General features: G+C 63.7%; 21 protein-coding genes. 8 read left to right on the forward strand and 13 right to left on the reverse strand.

Annotation, left to right across the window (positions count from 1 at the left end; translation table 11 throughout):
- Window positions 1-181 precede the first annotated feature (181 nt).
- The 6 genes from NH448_RS03720 to NH448_RS03745 form a co-directional block, all read right to left on the reverse strand.
- Window positions 182-913: an ABC transporter permease gene (locus NH448_RS03720; RefSeq protein ID WP_045992794.1), complete on the reverse strand. Its 732-nt coding sequence runs from the start codon at window positions 911-913 to the stop codon at window positions 182-184.
- Entirely contained in the window at window positions 913-1,617 is a 705-nt protein-coding gene (locus NH448_RS03725; RefSeq protein ID WP_045992793.1) for an ABC transporter permease, read from the reverse strand. The genes NH448_RS03720 and NH448_RS03725 overlap by 1 nt, the downstream gene beginning before the upstream one ends.
- Window positions 1,618-1,635: 18 nt before the next feature.
- Window positions 1,636-2,406, reverse strand: a complete 771-nt coding sequence (locus tag NH448_RS03730; RefSeq protein ID WP_045992792.1) for an ATP-binding cassette domain-containing protein — start codon at window positions 2,404-2,406, stop codon at window positions 1,636-1,638.
- Window positions 2,407-2,629: 223 nt separating this feature from the next.
- Window positions 2,630-3,637, reverse strand: a complete 1,008-nt coding sequence (locus NH448_RS03735; protein WP_045992791.1) for a succinylglutamate desuccinylase — start codon at window positions 3,635-3,637, stop codon at window positions 2,630-2,632.
- A gap of 428 nt (window positions 3,638-4,065) precedes the next feature.
- A complete protein-coding gene (locus NH448_RS03740) occupies window positions 4,066-5,088 on the reverse strand; it encodes an SMP-30/gluconolactonase/LRE family protein (protein ID WP_045992790.1) in 1,023 nt (340 codons plus the stop codon).
- Between the two features lie 128 nt (window positions 5,089-5,216).
- A complete protein-coding gene (locus NH448_RS03745; RefSeq protein ID WP_045992789.1) occupies window positions 5,217-5,813 on the reverse strand; it encodes a lipocalin family protein in 597 nt (198 codons plus the stop codon).
- 155 nt (window positions 5,814-5,968) lie between these two features.
- On the opposite strand from NH448_RS03745, the gene NH448_RS03750 reads away from it, so the two are divergent.
- The 4 genes from NH448_RS03750 to NH448_RS03765 all read left to right on the forward strand — a co-directional run bounded on the left by NH448_RS03750 (window position 5,969) and on the right by NH448_RS03765 (window position 10,609).
- Entirely contained in the window at window positions 5,969-7,018 is a 1,050-nt protein-coding gene (locus tag NH448_RS03750) for a methyltransferase domain-containing protein (RefSeq protein WP_253028420.1), read from the forward strand.
- Window positions 7,019-7,681: 663 nt separating this feature from the next.
- Entirely contained in the window at window positions 7,682-8,731 is a 1,050-nt protein-coding gene (gene dctP / locus NH448_RS03755; protein WP_045991706.1) for a TRAP transporter substrate-binding protein DctP, read from the forward strand.
- 55 nt (window positions 8,732-8,786) lie between these two features.
- Entirely contained in the window at window positions 8,787-9,296 is a 510-nt protein-coding gene (locus NH448_RS03760; protein WP_045991707.1) for a TRAP transporter small permease subunit, read from the forward strand.
- Window positions 9,296-10,609 carry a TRAP transporter large permease subunit gene (locus NH448_RS03765; protein WP_045991708.1) on the forward strand — a complete coding sequence of 438 codons (1,314 nt, stop codon included), beginning with the start codon at window positions 9,296-9,298 and terminating at the stop codon, window positions 10,607-10,609. The genes NH448_RS03760 and NH448_RS03765 overlap by 1 nt, the downstream gene beginning before the upstream one ends.
- Before the next feature lie 39 nt (window positions 10,610-10,648).
- Here the strand turns inward: NH448_RS03765 and NH448_RS03770 are convergent, their stop codons facing one another.
- On the reverse strand, window positions 10,649-11,725 hold the full coding sequence (locus tag NH448_RS03770; protein WP_045991709.1) for a tartrate dehydrogenase: 1,077 nt from the start codon (window positions 11,723-11,725) through the stop codon (window positions 10,649-10,651).
- A 173-nt stretch (window positions 11,726-11,898) separates the two neighbouring features.
- Between NH448_RS03770 and NH448_RS03775 the strand changes: the two genes are divergently transcribed.
- Window positions 11,899-12,804, forward strand: a complete 906-nt coding sequence (locus NH448_RS03775) for a LysR family transcriptional regulator (protein WP_045991710.1) — start codon at window positions 11,899-11,901, stop codon at window positions 12,802-12,804.
- 16 nt (window positions 12,805-12,820) lie between these two features.
- Here NH448_RS03775 and NH448_RS03780 read toward each other — a convergent pair whose 3' ends face one another.
- Window positions 12,821-14,125, reverse strand: a complete 1,305-nt coding sequence (locus NH448_RS03780) for a TauD/TfdA family dioxygenase (RefSeq protein WP_071211090.1) — start codon at window positions 14,123-14,125, stop codon at window positions 12,821-12,823.
- Between the two features lie 164 nt (window positions 14,126-14,289).
- Between NH448_RS03780 and NH448_RS03785 the strand changes: the two genes are divergently transcribed.
- From NH448_RS03785 to NH448_RS03795, 3 genes are all read left to right on the forward strand, one after another.
- Window positions 14,290-15,168: a LysR substrate-binding domain-containing protein gene (locus NH448_RS03785; protein WP_045991711.1), complete on the forward strand. Its 879-nt coding sequence runs from the start codon at window positions 14,290-14,292 to the stop codon at window positions 15,166-15,168.
- Between the two features lie 142 nt (window positions 15,169-15,310).
- The gene (locus NH448_RS03790; protein WP_239452510.1) at window positions 15,311-16,741 is read left to right on the forward strand and encodes a glycosyltransferase; all 1,431 of its coding nucleotides are present in this window, start codon (window positions 15,311-15,313) and stop codon (window positions 16,739-16,741) included.
- Window positions 16,742-16,908: 167 nt separating this feature from the next.
- A complete protein-coding gene (locus tag NH448_RS03795) occupies window positions 16,909-17,985 on the forward strand; it encodes a sensor domain-containing diguanylate cyclase (RefSeq protein ID WP_083970241.1) in 1,077 nt (358 codons plus the stop codon).
- A 16-nt stretch (window positions 17,986-18,001) separates the two neighbouring features.
- On the opposite strand, the gene NH448_RS03800 is transcribed toward NH448_RS03795, so the two are convergent.
- The 5 genes from NH448_RS03800 to NH448_RS03820 all read right to left on the reverse strand — a co-directional run bounded on the left by NH448_RS03800 (window position 18,002) and on the right by NH448_RS03820 (window position 22,604).
- Complete coding sequence (locus NH448_RS03800) at window positions 18,002-18,709, reverse strand: TVP38/TMEM64 family protein (RefSeq protein ID WP_045991712.1); 708 nt, start codon at window positions 18,707-18,709, stop codon at window positions 18,002-18,004.
- Complete coding sequence (locus NH448_RS03805; protein WP_083970243.1) at window positions 18,706-19,551, reverse strand: M90 family metallopeptidase; 846 nt, start codon at window positions 19,549-19,551, stop codon at window positions 18,706-18,708. Before NH448_RS03805 ends, NH448_RS03800 begins: the two co-directional genes overlap by 4 nt.
- A 2-nt stretch (window positions 19,552-19,553) precedes the next feature.
- Entirely contained in the window at window positions 19,554-21,128 is a 1,575-nt protein-coding gene (locus NH448_RS03810; protein ID WP_045991713.1) for a bifunctional GNAT family N-acetyltransferase/carbon-nitrogen hydrolase family protein, read from the reverse strand.
- A 276-nt stretch (window positions 21,129-21,404) separates the two neighbouring features.
- A complete protein-coding gene (locus NH448_RS03815; protein WP_045991714.1) occupies window positions 21,405-21,755 on the reverse strand; it encodes a hypothetical protein in 351 nt (116 codons plus the stop codon).
- Between the two features lie 534 nt (window positions 21,756-22,289).
- Complete coding sequence (locus NH448_RS03820; RefSeq protein ID WP_045991716.1) at window positions 22,290-22,604, reverse strand: hypothetical protein; 315 nt, start codon at window positions 22,602-22,604, stop codon at window positions 22,290-22,292.
- Window positions 22,605-22,682: the final 78 nt, after the last annotated feature.

Consider the following 22,682-nt stretch of genomic DNA (forward strand, 5'->3'; position numbering starts at 1 on the left):
TGTTATTGATAAGCGGGTGTTGATGCGATGGGAGGGCGTCTTGTGGACGCATACCATCACCTTAGCGAATCGGGGCCCTCTCAGGAAGGGCAGGGCGGCAGAAATGAAACGCCAGTTCCCAACGCTTGTTTGACGATAGCGCGACGGCGCCGGAGGCGGTGGCCTCCGGCGTCACGACGGCTTAACCGGAGGCCGGCTTCAAGTGAGCCAGCAGGCGCTTTTCCAGATAGCGGAACAGGTACAGGATGGCGAAGGTCAGGCACAGGTAGATCGCCGCCACGAACAGGAAGGCGTCGAAGGGCGCGTAGTAGCGGGCATAGACGAAGCGTGCCGCACCGGTCAGGTCCATGATGGTCACCACGCTGGCGATGGCGCTGGCGTGGAGCATGAAGATCACCTCGTTGCCGTAGGCCGGCAGCGCCCGGCGGAAGGCGCTGGGCAGCACGATGCGGCGCATCATCAGCGAGTAGCGCATGCCGTAGGCCCTGGCCGCCTCGATCTCGCCACGCGGGGTGGCCTTGATCGCACCATGGAAGATCTCGGTAGTGTAGGCCGCGGTGTTCAACGAGAACGCCACCAGCGCCGGGAAGAACGGCTTCTCCAGCAGTACCCATAGCCAGGTGTCCTGGATGCCCTCGACGAACACCACTCCGTAGTAGATAAGATAGAGCTGCACCAGCAGCGGCGTGCCGCGGAACACATAGGTGTAGAAGAAGATCGGCATCTTGATCCAGCGGCGCTTGGAACCCCGGCCGATGGCCAGTGGCACCGCGGCGATCAGGCCGACGATCAATGACAGGAACACCAGCTGGACCGTGGTGGTCAGGCCCTCACCGTAGTAGGACAGGGTGTCGAGGGTGAAGATGGTGTTGTTGGCCAGCAGTGCTTCGATTGAGGCAAGCAGTGAATCCATCAGTCATGCCCTCCGAAGCCGACGTCGTAGCGCTTCTGCAGTCTGGCGAAGAACCACTCCGAGACGCTGGCGATCAGCAGATAGATGACCGCCACGATGATCATGAACAGGAAGGGCTCGCGGGTGGCCTTGGAGGCCTCCGCGGCGACCCGCACCATGTCGGACAGGCCGATTACCGAGACCAGGGCAGTGGTCTTCAACAGCACCATCCAGTTGTTGGACAGGCCCGGCAGGGCATGGCGCATCATCTGCGGGAAGCGAATACGGCGGAACACCAGGGCGTGGCTCATGCCGTAGGCGCGGCCTGCCTCGATCTGGCCGCTGTCCACCGCCAGAAAGGCGCCACGGAAGGTCTCGCCCATATAGGCACCGAAGATCAGGCCGATGGTCAGGACGCCGGCGACGAACTCGTTGACGTTGATGAAGATGTCGATACCGAAGCGGGCATACAGCCAGTCGGTGACCATGTTGATGCCGATCTGGCCGCCGAAGAACAGCAGCATCATCAGCACCAGGTCCGGTACGCCGCGGATGATGGTGGTATAGAGGGTGCCCAGGCGGTGGGCCACCCAGTTGCGCGACATCTTGGCGCTGGCGGTGACAAGGCCAAGCCCGATGGCCAGGATCAGTGACAGCACCGCCAGTTCGATGGTGACCAGCGCCCCCTCGAGAAGGCGTGGCCCGTAACCGTGAAGGTCAATCATGGGTCTCTCCTGGCCGCCTCAGCGCTTGGGTGCAAGGAATTGCTTGAGTCGCTCGGAGCTGGGGTTGCCCAGCACCTGGTCGGGCGGACCCGCTTCCTCGACCTGACCCTGGTGCAGGTAGATCACCTGACTGGAGACGTCGCGGGCGAAGGCCATTTCGTGGGTTACCACAATCATGGTGCGGCCTTCCTCGGCCAGGTCACGCATGACCTTGAGCACGTCGCCGACAAGCTCCGGGTCCAGCGCCGAGGTCGGCTCGTCGAACAGCATGACCTCCGGGTCCATGGCGAGTGCCCGGGCGATGGCACCACGCTGCTGCTGGCCACCGGAAAGCTGGGCCGGATAGTAGTCGGCGCGTTCGGCCAGGCCGACCCGCTTTAGCAGGGCGCGGGCGTGTTCGATGGCCTCCTTCTTCGACTTCTTGAGCACGTGGACAGGCGCTTCGATGACGTTCTCCAGAAGCGTCATGTGGGCCCAGAGGTTGAAGCTCTGGAACACCATCGACAGCTTGGCGCGCATCTGTACCACCTGGTTCCAGTCGGCAGGCTCGCGGCCGTGCTTGGTTTCCTTGAAGCGGATCTGTTCGCCGTGGACAAACAGCTCGCCCTCGTTGGGCTGTTCAAGCAGGTTCATGCAGCGCAGGAAGGTGCTCTTGCCGGAGCCGGAGGCGCCGATCAGGGTGATGACGTCCCCCTTGCGGGCCTCGAGAGACAGCCCCTTGAGCACTTCGGTGTTGCCAAAGCGCTTCTTGATATTGCGCACTTCCAGCGGAATTGGTGTATCAGCCATGAATCGGGCTCCAGATAGAATCGGCCGTGCCGGGTGGGCCGGCCGGATGGCGCGGGCTGGCGCGAAAAAAACGGGGGATTCTAACAGGCTTGGAACGGCGCAGCAGACGAAGCTGATCCGAGGGGGTATAGACCTTCGTCGAGTATAGGGGCGGGAGTTGTCATGCGTCTATCTCCAGGTTGTTGTTATGTATATATTTATTGTAAGTAAAAGAGGTGCGATCTCACGCTGATGTCAGCCTCACCGGGCGCACCAGCAGCGCCGCTCGAGCGCCGAGTTCTACCCTGGCGTTGGGGAACACCACCTTGAGCGGCTCGTCACCGATACGGGTATCGCCGGCCTGGGCGTCACGCGCCACCACGGTACCGGGGGCGAACTCGGTGAAGTTGGGAATATCATCGGCAAAGCACAGCGCGAAGTCCTCGCTTTCACGGAACACTTCGACAGCCACCGCAAAGCCATCCAGCTGCTGGATCTCGCCCGACTCGGGCAATTGTCCGGCGATCAGCGACTGAATCAGCCGGCCCATGGGTTCAAGTGGCTCGAGATCATTGTGGCCGAACGGCAACGCCTTGCCGAGTTCCAGGGTAAACGCCTGGGCGCCGTGGTAGTGCTTGCTGTAGTGGGAGAAGGTCCAGCTATGCTGATGCTGCTTGAGCGCCGCCTGGATGCCCGCGCCGGCCATCCAGTGCCACTGCTCGCTATCGGTACGAGTCTCGGCGAAAGGGTCCACCACGAAGCGTGGGTAGTGGCTGTCGCGGATCGCGGTGTGCAGGTCGTAGTGCAGCCTTGGCAGCTGGCTGTGGTCGGCGAAGAAGGCATCCACCGCGGCCATCAGCTCACGCGCGCGGACGGCCTCGTCGCCTGGCTGGTCGAGTTCCCGCCGGAACAGCCGATTAAGGTTGGTCTCGACGAAGCGGGTGTTGCGACGAATCGCCTCGAGGTTGCCGAGGATCACCAATACCGGAGCACCGACAGAGGCAAGCCCTGCCTCCAGGCGCGCCAGGCAATCACCCAGCAGCTCGATCGGCGCGGTCTCGTTGCCGTGGATGCCGACGGACAGCACGCAGGCGCGTGCATCTGCGCCGACGGTGTCCGGGATCAGGCGCAGCAGGCCTGGCCCCTCGATCCGATAGCGGCCGCCTTTTAGCGAGCCTTCCCGGCCCTTGATCGGCCGGTCGGGGGACGACGCATCGGCCTCAAGACTTGCCGTCAGCCACTCAGCCAGCATGGCGACCTCCCGCCAGAGGCGAGGAACAAAGGGAACCTGAGTCGGGTGTCAGAACAAACGTCATCGGGAGTCTTCTTGTTGCCAAGGCATTTATCGAATTCTTGTCGCCGCACCATTGCGAGCCCCCAGGAGGACCCCGTTGCCTCTTATCGGCCCAGAGCTGGCCCACTACCTACCCACTAGCGACCCTCCGGGCCGACTCGCCAGCCGAGCTGGGGCGAACGGAAACAGGGCAGGGCGTGGCCTGTCAGCGGCCGATGGTCGGGCATTCGATCATCGCTGGAGGCGCGGATGCCGCTTCACCTTCTTAGGCAGCGAGGGACCTCGCAAGAGCGAGCGTCGATCTGGTGAAAACCGGGGGTGCGATAATGAAAGGCCCGGCAGCATTCGCCGCCGGGTTGGAGATGAGCGGCCACAGCGGCAGGCGCCTAGAGACCGCGAGCGCCGGTATAGAGGGTATACAGCGATTGACTGGCGGCCATCAGCAGACGGTTGCGCTTCTCTCCGACGAAGCAGACGTTGGCGCAGACTTCTGGCAGCAGGACGCGACCGATCAGGGTGCCATCCGGAGCAAACACGCTGACCCCATCCTTGCCCTCGCCCCCTGAGGTGCCGACCCAGAGGTTGCCGTCCTCATCACAGCACATGCCGTCGTAGCCCTCGCTGGTGCTTTCCACCAGCCTCTCGGCACCAGCCAGCGTCCTGTTCTCGGCGCTGAAGGTGAATCGCGTGATGGTAGCGGGCTGATCGGGATGGTGCGAAGGGGCGGTATCGGTGACATACAGCGAGCTGCCGTCCGGCCCCAGGGCGATACCATTGGGCTTGTAGAGCTCTGTGGTCAGACGGGTCGGCTCCTGCATGCCGTCCTCCCAGTAGTAGATGGCGGTCTCGAGTTCGAGCGAGCGCTGCTTGCCCTCGTAGTCGGAGTGCGCGCCGTAGCCGGGGTCGGTGAAGATGATGGCGCCGCCGGGCAGGGTGACCAGATCGTTGGGGGCATTGAGTGGCTTGCCGTCGAAGGTGCTGGTCAGCACATGGCGACTGCCGTCCCACTCGTAGCGAACCACCTGGGCCGGCGAGTGTTCGCAGGCGATCAGGCGACCACGATCGTCGAAAGCGTTGCCGTTGGAATGGCCGATATGATCACGCAGCACGCTGACCTGGCCGCTGGCCTCGTCCCAGCGCATCTGCCGGGCCCTGGGGATGTCGCTGAACACTGCGTAGCGACCCACGGCGTTCCAGGCAGGCCCCTCGAGCCAGAGTCCGCCCGTCCATTCCCGTTCCAGCGGGGCGTTGAACAGCATGTACTGCTTGAAGCGATCATCCACCACCTGCCAGGCGTCGATCGGATAGCGCTCGGGCGTGCCGCCGGCGTGGGCAAATAGCGACGGCGCCGCAGCGGTGGCGCCGATGGCCGCCGTGGCGGCAAGAAACTCTCGTCTTCCCAGTGACATTGCTTGACCTCCATGCAGTGAAAGGGCGACCGAGGTGGTCGCCCTTTCAGCGTATGAGGTGTTCACTGGTCTGTATGTTATACATTCTGACGAGGTCAGGCGGCCCTGCGGCAGCGCCTGACTATTGCTCAGCCCTGGCGATAGGGCTCGCACTCCTCGCCCTGTTCGACCTCTATCAGCTCCTCGACCGGGTAGTCCAGATCCTGTGCGCGCTGGACCAGCGAGCGGTAGGTCGCATCGTCAAGCTGGGGACTTCTGGCGAGGATCCACAGATAGTCGCGGTCCGGTCCGGTGACCAGCGACCATTGTCCGGCGTCATCCAGCGCCAGAATGTTGTAGCTTGCATAGAAGGGGCCGAAGAAGCTCACCTTCAGGCGGCCGACGTTGTCTTCCTCCAGCAGGTAGGCCTTGCCTTCGGCCACGTCGGGCTCGCCCTTGGACAGGTCGACGCCACGGTTGATCACCTGGACGCCACCGTCATCCCGGGTGGCGTAGTCGGCGGTGACGCAGTCGAGCCCTTCCTCGAAGCTGTGATCGAAGCGCGCAATCTCGTACCAGCGACCCAGATAGTCCTCCAGGGCGAAGTCCTCGATGGGCTGGGTGCCAGAGGGCAGGCCTGTGCAGGCCGACAGCGCCAGCGGGGCGCCAACGGCTGCGAGCAGGGTGGAGAGGCGCGTCGGCTTTCGAGCCGGGGCCGACGAAGGCCGGCGTCCTTGCGTGTCCATGAGGGCTCCTGAAGGGTGGCAGGCGGGTGGAAGACGAGTCAGCGCTGGATGTGTTGCATAATTTTCGTACAAGAAGTGTATGTCTTTTTTGCTGCTGTTGTCCAAGAGGCTTCCTGCTTGAGATCGAGCAGCCATAAACGTGCAAGGAGCGCCGCATGACGCTAAAGGGGGCACCAGGAGAGGCCGCGCAGGGAACGGCAGGTAGCCAGCTGGGCCAGCACTATGATGCCAAAGGAAGCCTGCTGGCTCGGCTCGAACGTGCCTTTGTCGAGGCGGGATGCGACCCCGACCATCTGAGTCATGACGAGATGGCCGGTATCGATCAACTGCATCTGGGGGGCAGGGCGGCCAGCCGGCGATTGATGGCCCTGGCGGGGAGGGATGCCGGCCAGCCCCCGAACAAGGGGGACGGTCCTCGCTTGGACGCGTTCGCGGGTGCGGGCACGGGTTCCAGCGGCGCAGCGCGCCTGCTCGATCTGGGCTGCGGTACCGGCGGCGCCAGTCGTCTGCTGGCCCGTGAGCTTGGCTACGAAGTGGTGGGGGTGGATATCACGCCGGGCTTCATCGAGGTCGCGACCTGGCTGAGTCGGGCCTGTGGACTGGAGGACACTACCCGTTTCGTGTGCGTCGATGGTGCCGAGTTGCCGCTGGGGGATGCCAGTGTCGAGGCGGTGTGGTGCCAGCATGCCCTGCTCAATATGCCGGACCTCGCCGCTGTGTTGAGCGAGTGTCGCAGGGTGCTCGCTCCGGGCGGCAGGTTGCTGCTCCACGAGGTGGTTCGAGGCGACAATCCTGCGCCGTTATCGCTGCCGGTGCCCTGGGCGAGAACGCCCGAGCATAGCCGACTGTTGTCCCTGAAGGATCTCGAGCAACACCTCCAGGCCGCCGGGTTTCAGCGCCAGGCACTGGAGGATGTCAGCGCCGAGGCGCTGGCCTGGCGAAGCCATCACCGGCGTCGCGAGCAGGGCGGGGCTGACCGCCGAGCCCATGGTGGCAGCAACACGGACCAGGCGCAGCCGCCCAGGCAGGAGGGGGGCGAGTCGTCACCTCAGGCGTCAGGACCTGCTGCCCGTCCTCCCATTCGTCCCCGCTTGCCCGGGCCTGCGCTGATCTTTGGTGAGGTCTTCGTGGAGATGGGCCGTAACCTGCTCGATAACCTCAGCGACGACCGGGTACGGGTGGTCCAGGGGGTGTGGCAACACTAGGGCTTTTCTGAAAAGTGTCTGCACTCGGTAATACGGCGTTAAAAATCGCCTTAGAATGCTCATTTACACCCCGTAAACTGCGCTTTCTCGACGATTTTTGCCTTGTCTAACCTTCGCTCGTCGACTTTTCTGTGAAAGCCCAGCCATTGCCGCGAACCTGACAGTTTCTCCCTCCACTGCCGCTGTATGTCGTGCAGCGGAGTGCCTCCTCAAGGAGGCTCCCTCTCCCATGGTTGCCTCCTCAGGGGGCACGGGCTTGCCAAGCCTGCTGATGCTCTGTGCTCTGTGCTCTGTGCTCTGTGCTCTCTGGTCGTCTCTCTGCATTCTTCTCTCGGCATCCTTCTCTGTTTCCTGCCTTCCCTCCGTGCTTTTTTTTCTGTCTCTCTCGGCCGACGTGCGACGCCTTGGTACAGGGTGGCCTGGTGCGGTTGTGTCACGTCGAGTTGGCATGCGCCACCTGACCGGGTTCTGGGCTGACCGTTGTCGTGATGGATCACAGGGGCGGGCTTTCACGGCGCTCTTGCATTTGGGTATCCTGTAAATATATTTTATACAATCTACGTTTTGGCGGTGTTGCCTGAGTCTGGGCGTATCGGCCTGTCGAAGCGTTGGGGAATGTGGAATCTGGCGATGGGCGCTGGATACACCGATGGAGTCAATACAATGAACAACAAGGCCTTGAGTGCAGCAGCGATCGGAAGTCTGGTGATGGGGCTGGTGGCGCCTGCCCTGGCGGCTGACGTCGAGTGGAAGGTGCCGACCTCGGTACCGGCGGGCTCCCCTTTTTACGAGAACTTTCTGGAGCGGTTTGCCGACAACGCCGACACCCTCAGCCAGGGTCGGGTGGAGATCAAACCCTTCGGCGCAGGGGTGATCGTACCTGCGTTGCAGGTATACGAGGCCGTGCTGGAAGGCACCGTGGAGGCGGGGCACTCCACGCCCAGCTACCTGGTAAACCAGAAGCCCATCAACGCCATCTTTGCCGGCTTCCCCGGTGGCATGGGGCCGGAGACCTATATCAACTGGATCTACGAAGGGGGCGGTCAAGAGGCCTTGCAGGAGCTGCGCGCCAGCGAGGGGCTGCATTCCTTGATCGTCGGTATCGGCTCCACCGAAGTCTTCGCTCACGCCAACGTCAGGATCGATGGTGCCGACGATCTCGAAGGCTTGAAGTATCGTACGTCGGGCCCCTGGGCGGAGGTGATGCGTGAATACTACGGCGCAGTGCCGACCGTGGTGCCGCCGGGGGACACCTACACCCTGCTTCAGCGCAAGGGTGTCGACGCGGTGGAGTGGGCAACCCCATCGAGCAACCAGCCAGAAGGGTTCCATGAAGCCGCCAAGTACATCGTGGTTCCCGGCGTGCATCAGCCCACCTTCCTTTGGGAGGTTGTCGTGACCGAGGACACCTGGGCGGCCGTCCCAGACGACCTCAAGCCGCTGATCGAAGCCGCCGCCAAGCTCACGACCTATGAAGGCCTGAGCCAGTTCTATCACCAGGACATGCTGGCAATGGAGGCTTACCGTTCGGGCCGCAATGAAGTGGTGAGCCTGGACCCCGAGTTTGTCGAGGATCTGGCCCAGAGCGGTCGGGCCTGGATGGAGGCCACGGTTGAAGCGTCAGACGATCCTGCAATGCGGGCGCTGCTGGAAGACTACCGCACCTACCAGCAGCGCTGGAGCGAGCAGAACGACTACCTGATCCGCGACTGACCCCTCAACCGATCCTGGAGGAACGTCACCTCGGCCTGCGGGGTGACGCCTATTCATGAATACACTGATGAACCTCATCGACAGGGCGTCGACGCTGCTGGCGTGGGGCAGTCGCCTGGCGCTTGTCGCCCTGACCGGCGCCATGCTCTACGAAGTCATTGCACGCTATGCCTTTAATGCCTCGACCATCTGGGCCTTCGATCTGTCCTACATGGCCACGGGAACAGCCTTTGTTCTCGGCATCGCCTGGACCGCCAAGGTGGATGGCCACGTCAGGGTCGATGCCTTCAGTCGCCTGCTTCCGCCGCGTCTGGTCCAGCGCCTGCACGGTGCCGTCTATCTACTGCTGATGGTGCCGGTGGTGGCGCTGATGGCGCATCACGGATGGCTGCGCACCCTGCGGGCCTGGCACACCAATGAGGTGGAAATGGTCAGCGTATGGGCACCAAGGATGTGGCCGCTCTACGCCCTTATCGCCATCGGGCTTTCCCTCTTCGCCTGCCAGCTTGCGGTGGACGGAGTGCGGCAGCTTTGTACAGCACGCACCACCGAGGAGAGTCGCTGATGGATGCCCTCGTTGCCGGTCTGATGTTTCCCGGCTTATTTCTGCTTATCTTCCTGGGCATCCCCATCGCCTATTCGTTGACGTTGGTCTCGGTTGCCGCTGGCTGGTACGCCTTCGGACCGATGATCTTTCAGCAGCTGTACGGTAGCGTCTACAGCGCCGCCACCCACTATGTGCTGTCTTCCATCCCGCTGTTTGTGCTGATGGGAGGAATCCTCGAGAAGTCGGGAATCGCGCGTCAACTGTTCGATGCCATCCAGCTCTGGATCGGCCGACTGCCTGGGGGGCTGGCGCTGACGACGATCGCCATGGCGGCCATCTTTGCCGCCGCCTCTGGAGTGGTCGGTGCTGTCGAGATCATGATCGGTCTGATGGCGATACCCGCGATGCGGGCCTATGGCTATCGCAATAGCCTGATGAGCGGGACCATCTGCGCTGGGGGCTCCCTGGGCACGATCATTCCGCCGACCGTGATCGTGGTGGTGTATGCGGCCCTTGCCCAGCTTTCCATCGGCGAACTCTTTGCCGCCATCATTCTGCCAGGCGGATTGATGGTCTCGCTGTTTGCTCTCTACATTCTGGTGCGCTGCGCCCTGCGCCCCCAGGACGGCCCTCCGGCCGTGGAGGCGACACCCTTGCCGCTGGGCCAGAAGCTCGCGATCACCGCTAAGGCCCTGGTACCCCCGCTGTTGTTGATGTTTGCGGTGCTGGGCTCGCTGCTGATGGGCATTGCCTCACCGACAGAGGCGGCGGCGGTCGGCGTGGGCGGCGCCTTGCTGCTGGCTGTGATGAATGGCGGTATCAGCGTCCAGGCGCTAGGGGAGTCGCTGTCCCTGACGGTGCGCATCACCGCCATGATTCTGCTGATCGTGGCGGGGGGCACCATGTTTACCGGGATCTTTGCGGTCAACGGCGGCGGCGAGATGGTGGCCGAGATCGCTGAGCAGCTCGGCGGCCCCACCGGTGTCATACTGTTCTTCCTCGGCGTGACCTTCCTGCTCGGCTTCGTGCTCGACTGGACCTCCATCGTGCTGATCTGCGTTCCGATCTTCACGCCGGTGGTCAAGCAACTGGGCATCGATCCGGTCTGGTTCGCCACCCTGGTGCTGGTGACCATCCAGACCAGCTATCTCACCCCACCGATGGCATCGTCGATCTTCTATCTGAAGTCCATCGCCCCGGATGACATCACCTACGGTCAGATGTGCCGAGGGGTGCTGCCCTTCATCGCGATCCAGCTGGTGACACTACTGGCGGTGGCACTGGTGCCGAGTCTGGCGACATGGTTGCCAGAGCAGATCGTGGGGTTCTGAAGACCGGCCCGGCTCGAGGATGCCGGGCCGGCAGGGTGATCAGCCCTGGGCGATACGCTCGCTGATCGCGGCGCCCAGACGCTCGGTGGTGCCGTTGCCGCCCAGGTCCGGGGTCAGCACTTCGCTGTCGCCGTCTTCCAGCACCGCCTCGATGGCGGCCAGGATGGCGTCACCGGCGTCCTTGTGACCCAGGTGTTCGAGCATCATGGCGCCGGACCAGATCTGGCCGATGGGGTTGGCGATGCCCTTGCCGGCGATATCCGGGGCGCTGCCGTGAACCGGCTCGAACAGGCTCGGGAAGGTGCCTTCGGGATTGATGTTGGCCGAGGGCGCCACGCCGATGGTGCCGGTACAGGCGGGCCCCAGGTCGGAAAGAATATCGCCGAACAGGTTGGAGGCCACCACCACGTCGAACCAGTCCGGATGCATGACGAAGTTGGCGGTCAGGATATCGATGTGGAACTTGTCCACCTCGACGTCGCCGTACTGCTTGGCCATCTCGGCCACACGGCTGTCCCACCAGGGCATGGTGATGGCGATGCCGTTGGACTTGGTGGCCGAGGTCAGCTTCTTGCGCGGGCGGCTCTGGGCCAGGTCGAAGGCGTACTTGAGCACCCGGTCGACGCCGTGGCGGGTCATCACCGTTTCCTGGATCACCACCTCCCGGTCGGTGCCCTCGAACATGGTGCCACCGACGCTCGAGTATTCGCCTTCGGTGTTCTCGCGGACCACGTAGAAGTCGATGTCGCCGGGCTCGCGACCGGCCAGCGGGCTCTTGATACCCGGCAGCAGGCGGCAGGGGCGCAGGTTGACGTACTGGTCGAACTCGCGGCGGAACTTGAGCAGCGAGCCCCACAGCGAGATGTGATCCGGTACCTTTTCGGGCCAGCCGATGGCGCCGTAGAAGATCGCATCGAAGTCGATCAGCGTCTCGCGCCAGTCGTCCGGCAGCATCTTGCCGTGCTCGAGGTAGTAGTCGCAGCAGGCGAAGTCGAAGGTCTGGGTATCCAGGTCGATAGCGAAGCGCTTGGCGGCAGCCTCGAGGGCGCGCACGCCCTCGGGCATGACTTCGGTGCCGATACCGTCACCGGCGATGATGGCGATGCGATGGGCCATGAAAGCTCCTTGATCCTGTCTGCTGGCGTGTAGAGGGTGCCTCGCGCAGCGGCCACGATTGTGCTTGGTGTGAAGGGTGGCGGCGGCAAGGTGTAAGGTCAGTCTAGCTCTTTACAGCGAGGCGATAATGGGGCTCGATGGCAATTCATTGTTGACCTCAAGTGGAGAAAAGGGTGGCATCGCTCGATGATCTGGCGTTCTTTCGTCAACTGGCCCAGGCCGGCAATCTGACCGCCACCGCACGCGAGCTGGGACTGTCGCTGTCGGCGGTCAGCAAGCGTCTGAAGCAGCTGGAGGCGCGGCTCGGGGTGGAACTCGCCACGCGCACCACCCGGCGGCTTACCCTGACCGCCGAAGGTGAGCGTTACCTGGCAAGGGGAGTCGCGCTACTGGATGAGCTGGCCGAACTGGAAGAGAGCCTGGGCGAGGATCGCGAGGCGCTGGCGGGACCGCTGCGGCTCAACGCGACCTTCGGTTTCGGCCGTCGCCATGTGGCGCCCTTGCTGTCCGAGTTCTGTGCCTTGCATCCGGGCATCGAGGCGTCACTGGAACTCTCTAACTTTCCCGCGCCATTGGTGGAGGGCGTGGATCTGGGCATCCGTATCGGCGAGCCCCCCGACTCGCGCCTGGTGGCCCGCCGTCTGGTGGCCAGCCGGCGTGTTGCCTGCGCCTCTCCCGACTATATCGAGCGCTGTGGTCGGGCCGAGACTCCACAGGCGCTGCAGCGCCACGCCTGTCTGGTACTGCGAGAGAATGACAGCGATTTTGCGCTGTGGAGATTCGTCGACGCCGACGGTGTCGAGACGTCGGTCAAGGTCGGCGGGCGCCTTACCAGCAATGACGGTGAGGTCATCAAGCGACTGGCGCTCGATGGTCACGGGGTGATGCTGCGCTCCTGGTGGGACGTTCACGATGAACTGAAGGAGGGGCGCCTTGTCAGCCTGCTGCCGGGCTGGCAGGGGGTGCGTGCCGACTTCTTCGCGGTCTACGCCCAGCGCCGGCACGTCCCCGCGCGCTTACGTGCGCTGGTCGACTTCCTCGCTCGGCGCTTGGCGGCCAGGATCCCGTCACTCGGTTGAACGACTGCCGGCCCCGTCAGCCCTTGCGTGCCAGCACTCGCAGCCGGGATTCCAGCATGTCGCGGTCCAGGTAGGTGCCCTGGAGGTGACGCTCCCCGGTGGTGGGATCGAAGGCCTCACGTCCATGCAGTACCCGGCGGTTGTAGCCCTTGCGTGCCAGCACTCGCAGCCGGGATTCCAGCATGTCGCGGTCCAGGTAGGTGCCCTGGAGGTGACGCTCCCCGGTGGTGGGATCGAAGGCCTCACGTCCATGCAGTACCCGGCGGTTGTCGAAGGCCACCATCTGCCCGGGACGCAGGTCGAGGGCAATCTGATGCTGTGGTGCATGCAGCAGGGTCCAGAAGTGGTGGTAGGCCTCGTACCAGGGGGTGATCAGGTCGGCAGGCAGGTGCAGGGTGTCACGAATCCAGTTGTTGAAGCGAATCTCGCGGATGCGCCCATCCGTGCCGACGTCGATGACCGGCTCGCGGACGCCGATATCGTGTTCCTCGTCCTGGAAGCGAAAGTCGATGGCGGTCTCGGTCAGAAGCTGGAAGTGATCGGGGTTAGCCGCGCGCAGCGCCTCGGCGACCTGGATGCCGTCGGCGAAGATCGAGCCGCCGCCTTCGGCATCGTTCTTCAGGCAATACAGCAACTGCATGTCCGGCGGTTGGCGCCAGTTGGGCAGGTCGGTGTGCAGCGCCAGGGCAATCGAGGTGTAGGCCGCGTTGTTGGGGTTGGGCTTTGAAATGACGTCGAAGCGAGCCCCGAAGTTGGTGGCCTTGAGCGGGCCAATGCGCCGTGCCAGGCGACTGACCTCCTCGAGTTCCAGCGGACCTTCGTCGAGCAGCACCAGACCGTCGCGCAGCAACGCCGTGATCCAGGCTTTTTCGCCGTTGCCCCCGGCTACCAGATCGGCATGCCGCACATGCTGGGGGGAAAACGGCGTCTGCCAGGCGACAGGCCGCGGCAGGCTGTCGATGACGGCCTCGCCGGGGCGACGCTGGTGCAGCCAGCCGGCGGCGAAGCGGCTGTGGTGTCCGTCCTGCCAGTCAAGGTGGAGCTGACCGTGCTCGATGCGGGCCTCGTCGAGCCCTGGAACGGCGGCCATCGGTGTGACCAGGCGTTCCCGGGTCAGCGGGTGGCGGCACTGATCACAGGCGCAGTGATCGCGCAGCCACAACACAGGAAATTGTCCTCGGTCGCCGTTGTTCCAGACCAGCGAGAGACGCAAGCCTTCAGCGACCACGTCGGTCAGCGTCAGGTGCTGGGGCCAGGGGGCCAGTTCGTGCATATCGATGTGGCCGGCGTCGGCGGTCGAGGTCAACGAGGTGGTGCTCATGGATGGCTCCCAGGTGACGAGTGTTGACGAAATAGGTGACGAGTGTTGACGCCGATGGTGGGGGCTCGAGGCGATGGCGACAAACGACTAATATGACGCCTTAGGCCAAGCCTGGCTTATGACTGTCTTTTTCATCGACGCTAAACCACAGGGCCAGAAACCACATGCACCGACTTCCTCCTCTGCATTGGCTGCAGGCCTTCGAGGCCTCGGCAAGAACCCTGAGCTTTACCGCAGCGGGCCAGGAACTGTCGGTAACCCAGGCCGCCATCAGTCAACGTATTAGGCTGCTGGAGGACCGCCTGGGGCAGCCACTGTTCGTGCGCCACCCGCGCAGCTTGACGCTGACGCCGGCGGGCCAGGCCTGGTTGCCGAGCGTCCAGGAAGCCTTTGCGCGGCTCGATGAGGGCACCCTGGAGGTGTTCGGCGTGACCCCGGATCGTTCAGTGACGCTGCGCACTACGCCGGCGCTTCAGAGCCAATGGCTGGCGCCTCGTCTGGCACGATTTCACCTTACCCACCCCGAGGTGACCGTGCGTGTGGTCAGCGCCGTCTGGAGTTCGGATTTCGGTGCCGAAGGGGCCGATATCGAACTGCGCTACGGCCAGGGAGAGTGGCGCGGCATGGAGTCGATCTCTCTGGGGGCGTCGTCGTTGTTGCCGGTCTGTACGCCGCCGCTGGCAGGGCAGCTCGTCTCGCTGGATGCCCTGGCCGGGCAGACCTTGCTCCACGCGGCGGGCTTCGCGGCCGGCTGGCCGGCCTGGCTGGAGCACGCCGGGCGCAAGGATCTGTCGAGCCACTGTCACAGTCTGATCTGCGACAACCTGTCCATGGTGATGGCCCTGGCCCGGCAAGGGGCGGGGGTGGCGCTGGTGCACCGCTGCCTGCTGGAAGATCCCCAGGGGCTGGTTGCCCCGTTTGACATCGAGGTGCCCACCCGCGAAGGATTCTGGTTGTGTCGCCCGCGCAGTGCGCAGGGCAGTATCGAAAGCGAACGGCTATGGCGCTGGCTGGCGGGCGAGGTGGCGCCAGGGCCATCGTGACAACTTTGTCGGCAAGAGGTCAGGCCTCGGCACTTTGCTCCAGGAGGACTGGGGCTGAGCCGATCGAGTCGGTATGATCGTGCCCGCTGATCGAGCGCTATCGCTGGCGGGCGCTGGCGCTCGTAAGAGCATAGAATTGAGAATGAGGGTGCCGTCCGGCTCCCGCCTGCACCGCACCCTGGATTGTCGCCGCCGGGGTGCGGTCCATCATCTGTTTCGGGAGACTGCTGCCGCCGTGAATGTGTTGATGTTCACCAACACCTATGCGCCGATCGTCGGTGGTGTCAGCGAGTCCGTGCAGCGCCTGAAGCACCAGTTGCAGCGGGCGGGGCATCGTGTACTGGTGGTGGCGCCTCGGCTGGAGGGACAGCCGGAACACGAGCCGGACGTGGTGCGTGTCGTCGCGGTGCAGCATTTCAACGGCAGCGACTTCTCGCTGCCGGTGCCAATCCCCGGACAACTGTTCGACGCCATCGAGGCTTTCGAGCCAGACATCGTTCATTCACACCATCCCTTCCTGCTGGGCGACACCGCAGCGCGCGCGGCGGAAACCTACGGCCTGCCACTGGTGTTCACCCACCACACGCTGTACGAGCACTACACCCACTACGTGCCGGGGGATTCCTCGCGGATGCAGCGCTTTGCGGTGGCGCTGGCGACCCAGTACACCTGGCTGTGCGACGAGGTGATTGCTCCCAGCGAGAGCGTCAAGCAACTGCTGGTCCAGCGCGCCGGCAACCCGGACATGACGGTGGTGCCCAGCGGAGTGGACACTTCACTCTTTGCGACGGGCAAGCGTGATCGCTGGCGGGACCACTTCGCGATCCCCGCTGATGCCCGGGTGATCGGCCATCTTGGTCGGCTGGCCAAAGAGAAGAATCTGGCATTTCTGGCGGGCGCGGTGTGCCAGGCGCTGGTCGAGGATGCCGAGGCCTGGTGGCTGGTGGTAGGAGACGGTGATGCCCGAGAAGCGGTGGAAGCCGCCGCCGATCGTCATGGGGTGAGCGAGCGTGTCTGTTTTACCGGCTGCCTGCACGGGCAGGCGCTGATCGACGCCTACCACGCCATGGACGTCTTTGCCTTTGCATCACACAGCGAGACCCAGGGCATGGTGGTGGCCGAAGCAATGGCAGCGGGGCTGCCGGTGGTGGCCCTCGATGCCCCTGGCGTTCGCGAAGTCGTGCGAAATGGCGAGAATGGACGGCTGCTGGCGCATGAGGATGAGCAGGCCTTCGCCCTGGCCCTGGCCGAATGTACCGACGCACGATACTGGCCGGCCCTGCACGAGACCGCCCTGAGCACGGCCCAGGCCTACGACGAGGCTCGCTGCGCCGAGCGCTGCCTGCGGGTCTACCGCCTGGCGATCGCCCGCGGCGGCCCCTTCACCCACGCCGATGACGGCGGCTGGGAGCGTGTACGCAGCCGACTGGGCGCGGAGTGGCAGATGCTACGCTACCGAGGGAGGGTGCTACGCCACCTGGTCCAGGAGGAGTGGCGTGAAGAGTGGCGTGAGGAGCGGCCATCCTGGTGGCCCGGCCAACATGAAGACGAACCCGAACTGCCGTCGAGGTGACGCCGCTTGCTGATTCAAGACACCTAGGTTTAAACGCACAAAATTTTCCGAATAGTGCGTTCATTCATTTTATGCTCATGTGACTCGGCTTCACCAGGAGAGCACGATAGAATCTCCAAAGGCTTCGTTTCTTCGGTTGGATAGAGCGAACAGCGCTCGGTGAGGGTATGACGTTGGAACAGACACGGCAGGACAGCAAGCGATCATCGTCGGCGCAGCGTGATGACGACGCCGTGTCCCTGCGCGCGGATCTGACCATCGAGTTACCGATACGCTTCGTGCATGAGCTGTCCGCGGCCGAATCGCTCCAGGACGTGCTGGATACGGTGGCACGCTGGTCAAGTACGGTGTTTGGCGCCAACCGCGCTTCCATCACTCTGGCGCAGTCCGAGACCGAGCTGACCCTGATCGCCATGGAAGGTAACAACGCCATCCCGATGGATCAGCCTGTGCCGATCTACGGCACCATGGTCGGACGTGTCTATCGCACTCGCCAGGCGGAGTACGCCGAGCGTTTTGACGGGAGTCCCGATCTCGACTGCCAGATGCTCAGTGCCAAGGGGCTAGGGTGCTGTCTCGATGTCCCGATGATCAGCGGCAGTCGCTGCGTGGGCACCATGAACATCGCCCACGAAAGCCCGAATGCCTTCACCGATGAAGATCGTGAGCGCCTGCAGGCCATGGCCCACTGGGTCGCCGCCAGCATACGCATCCATCATCAGATCGAAGAGATGGAAGTGCTGTCCGAGACCGACCCCCTGACCGGGGTGTGCAATCGTCGCGCCTTTGCTACCCGTTTTGCCACCCTGGCCAAGCGCTGGCAGCGCGGCAAGGGAGCGCTGGGTGTCGCGCTGGTCGATCTCGATCACTTCAAGTCGATCAACGATACCTACGGCCATGAATCCGGGGACAGGGTGCTGGTCGCCGTGGCCAAGGCGCTCGACGCAAGCTTTCGCAAGTCGGACCTTATCGCCCGCATGGGGGGAGAGGAGTTCTGCGTGGTCATGGCGGACGTCGACAAGCCTGCCTTGATGTCCGCCCTCGAGCGTTTCAACCTTGCCCTGTCCGAGCTGGAGATACCCGTCGCCGATAGCGTGATACGCGTCACCGCCAGTATCGGTGCGTTGCTGATCGACAGTGACAGCGCTGACCTCGACAGCCTGGTCAATCAGGCCGATCAGGCGATGTACAAGGCCAAGACCAATGGTCGAAACCGAGTCGAGTTCGTGCACGTGACGCAGTAGGTCAGCCGTGGCGGTGCTACTTGCTTTCCACTTGTCTGGATGATCCCCGATCGGCCTTTCTCCCGTCGGCCCAGCGCTTGAGTCCGACCAGCAGGCCGACACCCAGCGCCAGGCCACCCAGCGCATAGAAGATCTCGCTGCGACTGTCGGCGGTGATCAACTCGCCCAACTGGCTGCCGAGCAGGGTGACCCCGGCCAGGCCCGGGGCGATGCCCAGGGTGGAACCGATCAGGTAGTCGCGAAAGCGCAGATGGAAGGCTCCGGCCATCATGTTGGTCAGGGTGAAGGGGGCCAGCGGCAGCAGGTTGACCAGCGTCATGGTGCGGATGCCGCGTCCCGACAGGTAGAGTGACAGGCCGTTCAAGCGCTTTCCCCCGTAGCGCAACAGCGCATCGCGGCCAAGCTTGCGACCGACCCACCAGGTCAGGCAGGAGGCCGACAGGGTACCGATCAGGGCGTAGCCGAAGCCCCACCAGGGGCCAAATACCAGCCCGGTCGCTGCCACCAGCAGACTCAGCGGAAACATCACAAGCGATAGCCCTGCATAGACAGCAGCCACCACGACGATGGCCCAGGGGCTGTCGCGCCACGCCGTGCCACCCTGGGAAAGCTTCATCAGGGTGTCGACGGTAAGCAGGTCATGCATGGCCAGCCACTGCCAGGTCAGTCCCAGCGCTGCCAGCACGGTGATGGCCAGGGTCGGCAGTAGCCAGCGCCTCGTCATCGGGGGGATTCCTGAGTGGCGGGTGAGGGTGCGGGATGGTCGTTATCGGCAGTCAGCGCCCATGTGAGGGGCTGCTGCTGAAAGTAGCGACAGAGCAGATCGTAGAGTCCCGGGTAGGCCTCCATCAGACGGTCGGGGGCGCTGAAGAAGGTCTCGCAGCAGACGGCAAAGCACTCGCCGGGATGGCTCGCGGCGTAGTCATCGATGGGCGTGGGGTCGCCTGCTTCGAGGCGCTTTTGCAGATCCTGCCAGACCGCCGTGAACTCGCGATGCCACTCCCTGGAGGCGATGGTGACCGGCAGTGGTGGAAATCCGTCGACGTCCTGAGAATTGCCCATGTCGAGCTTGTGGGCGAATTCATGGATGACCACGTTGAAGCCATCCAGGCCACCGCTCTCGACCAGATCGGGAAAGGCGATCACCACCGGCCCCTGGTAGAAGGTCTCGCCGGCGCGCTCGTCCTCGTAGACGTGCATCACCCCGGCCTCGTCCATCTCTTCGACCTGGCGACGAAAGGCGTCGGGCAACACCAGTACTTCGTGCACGTTGGCAAAGGCTTCCTGGTGCTCGTGCTCGCTCCAGCCCAGCGTCAGCAGACAGGCCTGGGCCGCCAGGGCCAGGCGTTCCTCGCTATCCAGTGCCGCAGGGTCCAGGTCCGGGTGAAGGCTCAGACGCTTGTCGTGAAGAAATCGCCAGGCACGCTGGCCCAGGCGCTGGGCCGAAGCCTCGGGCACGCGGGCCAGCAAGGGCAGGCGCGCTCGGGCGCCTGCCCAGGTGGCGGCGGGGAAGGGGTGGCGGGCATCGAAGCGGGCCGCCCGCCAGCGCTTGAGTCGTGACAGCACGACTAGCTGTCGTCCTGGTCCCTGGCGCCGGACTTCCACGACCAGTCGCGTAGGCGCAGGTCGAACAGGTCCTTGCGGCGGTCCTTGAGGTTGGTCACCGAGCCCTCGGCGCGCACCACGGTCAACCGCGACAGATCCAGGTCGGAGAACATGATCATCTCGGTGTTGGGGGTGGTCTCTGCCATCACTGCGTCGTGGGGGAAGGCGAAGTCGGAAGGCGAGAACACCGATGACTGGGCGTACTGGATGTCCAGGTTCTCGATGGACGGCACATTGCCGACGCTACCGCACAGCACCACGTAGCATTCGTTCTCAATGGCTCGGGCCTGGGCGCAGTGACGAACCCGCAGATAGCCGTTCTTGGTGTCGGTCCAGAAGGGCACGAACAGCAGGTCCATGTCCTGATCGGCGAGCAGTCGGCCCAGCTCCGGGAACTCCACGTCGTAGCAGATCAGGATGCCGATGCGTCCGGCATCCGTCTGGAATACGCACAGATCCTCGCCGCCCTCGATCACCCAGTCGCGGCGCTCCTGGGGGGTGATATGCAGCTTGGCCTGGCGCTCGATGGAGCCGTCGCGGTGGCACAGGTAGGCCACGTTGTAGAGGCGTCCGTCGTCACCTTCCTCGATCATCGATCCGGCGATGATGTTGATGTTATAGGCCACCGCCATGCGCGACATTTCGGTCTTGAAGCGCTCGGTGAAGCCGGCCAGAAAGCGGATGGCCGCCATCTGGTCCTGCTGGGCGGCGCGGTCCTGAAGGCCCATCAGCGGTGCATTGAACAGCTCCGGGAAGACCGCAAAGTCGCTCTGGTAGTCGGACAAGGCATCGACGAAGTACTCGACCTGCTGCAGCACCGCCTCCACCGAGGCGAACTCGCGCATCTGCCACTGCACGGCGCCGACTCGAACCTGGGTCGGACGACTTTCCAGCATGCGTTCGGCCGGCTCGAACAGGATGTTGTTCCACTCGAGCAGGGTCGCGTAGCCCTGGGACTTCTCGTCTTCCGGCAGGTACTTGCGCAGCAGGCGCTTGACCTGGAAGTCGTTGGACAACTGGAACGACAGGATCGGGTCATGCAGCTCCTTGCGCGAGACCTTGTCGATGTACTCGCTCGCCGACATGCTGTCGGCCACCCGGTGATACTCGGGGATGCGTCCGCCGGCCAGGATGGCCTTGAGGTTGAGCTGGCGACAGACCTCCTTGCGCGCCTCGTAGAGGCGACGGCCAAGGCGATAGCCGCGGTAGTCGGGGTCGATCAGCACGTCGATGCCGTACATGGCATCGCCGTCCTTGGCGTTCTGGATCGTCTCGCGCTTGCCGATCAGGTCGTCGTACTTGTGCGGGTTGGAGAACTCCTCGTAGTCGACCAGGGCGGTAAGCGCCACGCCGATGACCCGGCCGTCGTCCTCGATGACGATCTGGCCGTCAGGAAACTCCGCCACCAGCCTGTCGATGGTGATCCTGGGCCAGGCTCCGCCGATGTCGTGGTAGACCTTGTCCATCAGCCCCTTGAGCTGAGGGTAGTCGTCACAGGTGAGGTTACGGAGATTGAGCTGAAGATCATCGAGGGACATGAAGCGTTCCTCCGGAAATGGACCGCATAGTCTAACATGCCGCCCAGGGCAAGGCGGAACGAGGTGTGCAGCATAGCGCAAAAGCATAAGCGTTATGCATCTAAAGCTCGGGGGGGCAGTAGTGCACATCAAGGGAAGCATGAAGCGCTGGAGAGAGCGCTGGAAAGAACGCGTCCAACAAACAGCGGGCCTTGCCACGACAAAGGCCCCGCCGTAGCGGAGCCTTGGGATGCTGCGTGCAAGCTCTGCAGCGCAGGTGTCCTGCAATCTGGAGGCTTAGACGTCGTTTTCCGGCTCGTTGGCCGAATCGACACCGCTGTCTTCCACCAGGTCGCCCTCGTCCAGCGCCGACTGGCTGTCGCTGGCGGAAGCGTCGTCGCTGGGCGCGTGGTTGGAGTCGACACCGCCATCCTTGACGATCTCGCCTCCGGGAATGGCGCCATCTTCGCCCTCGGCCTTCGCTGAATCGTTGGAGGAGTCGACGCCGCTATCTTCAGGCATGACTTGCTCCTGCTTCATCTCTTCGTCTCCCTCGGCGTGGTGATCGGCCAGGGCGGCGCTGGAGAACAGGCCGATCAAGCCGACCAGGGCGAGGCGCTTCAGCAGTGTGGTCTGGTAGGTGTTCATCGTAGTACCTCCGGGTTGTAGCTGTTGATGATGCTCTGATGACGGCCCAACGGCATTCCCGTCGTCGACCTTTCATTGTCCGTCGCTTCATGCGGGGGACTGAAGGGTGGGGGGCGGGATGTGGGGCGGGTCGTGAGCAGGCCTGCTCGCGACATATTGCGTCACCTTCCTGGTGACGCCATCGAGTGGGTGGCCTGAGCCCTTCCGTGGGCCCTGTGTTCTTCCCTGTCGGTGTCGGGCACTGAGCCTGTCCGCTGGCTCTGTTGGGCTTCCTGCCCAGCGGTTCCTTCCTGGAACCTCTTGCGGCCATCCTGGCCGCTATCACGCGGCGATGACTGCCACGCGGCTGTTCGGGTCAAGGCCTGGGCCCTTCCGTGGGCCCCGAGATCGTCCATGGGGATATCGGGCGCGAGCCTGTCCATCGCTCAGTCGTGGGCGTCCTGCCCTGCGGTTCCTTCCTGGAACCACCAGCGGCCATCCTGGCCGCCATGCCGTGGCGAGTCCCTGCCACTGTGACCATCCGTGGCCTGGCGATTATTCGGTGTCGTTGGCGGAGTCGACGCCGCTATCCTCTGCCAGCTCACCCTTCGGCTGGGTCTCGGACATGCTGTCGTCGGCTTGCTCGGCGCTGTTGGAAGAGTCGACGCCACCGTCTTCGACGAGGGGCTTGTCGGCATTCATGGCGCTGTCATCGGCCATGCTGGAAGAGTCTTGCTGTTCGGTCACATTGTTTGAGGTATCGACGCCGCTTTCCTGGGCTTCGTTTTCCTCATGGTGAGCGGCCATGGCCATGCTGGAGAACAGTGCCATCGTGCTCATGAGTGCTGCGGCCTTGACGATGTGTTTCATGCGGAACCTCTCGTCGCTGGATTTGCAGAGGCCGTTGGTGTCCTGTGCTCAACGGTTATACTAAACCTATACAACGCA

Origin of the sequence: Halomonas sp. OfavH-34-E (assembly GCF_024124525.1) — a bacterium.
GTDB classification, from domain to species: Bacteria; Pseudomonadota; Gammaproteobacteria; order Pseudomonadales; family Halomonadaceae; genus Halomonas; species Halomonas litopenaei.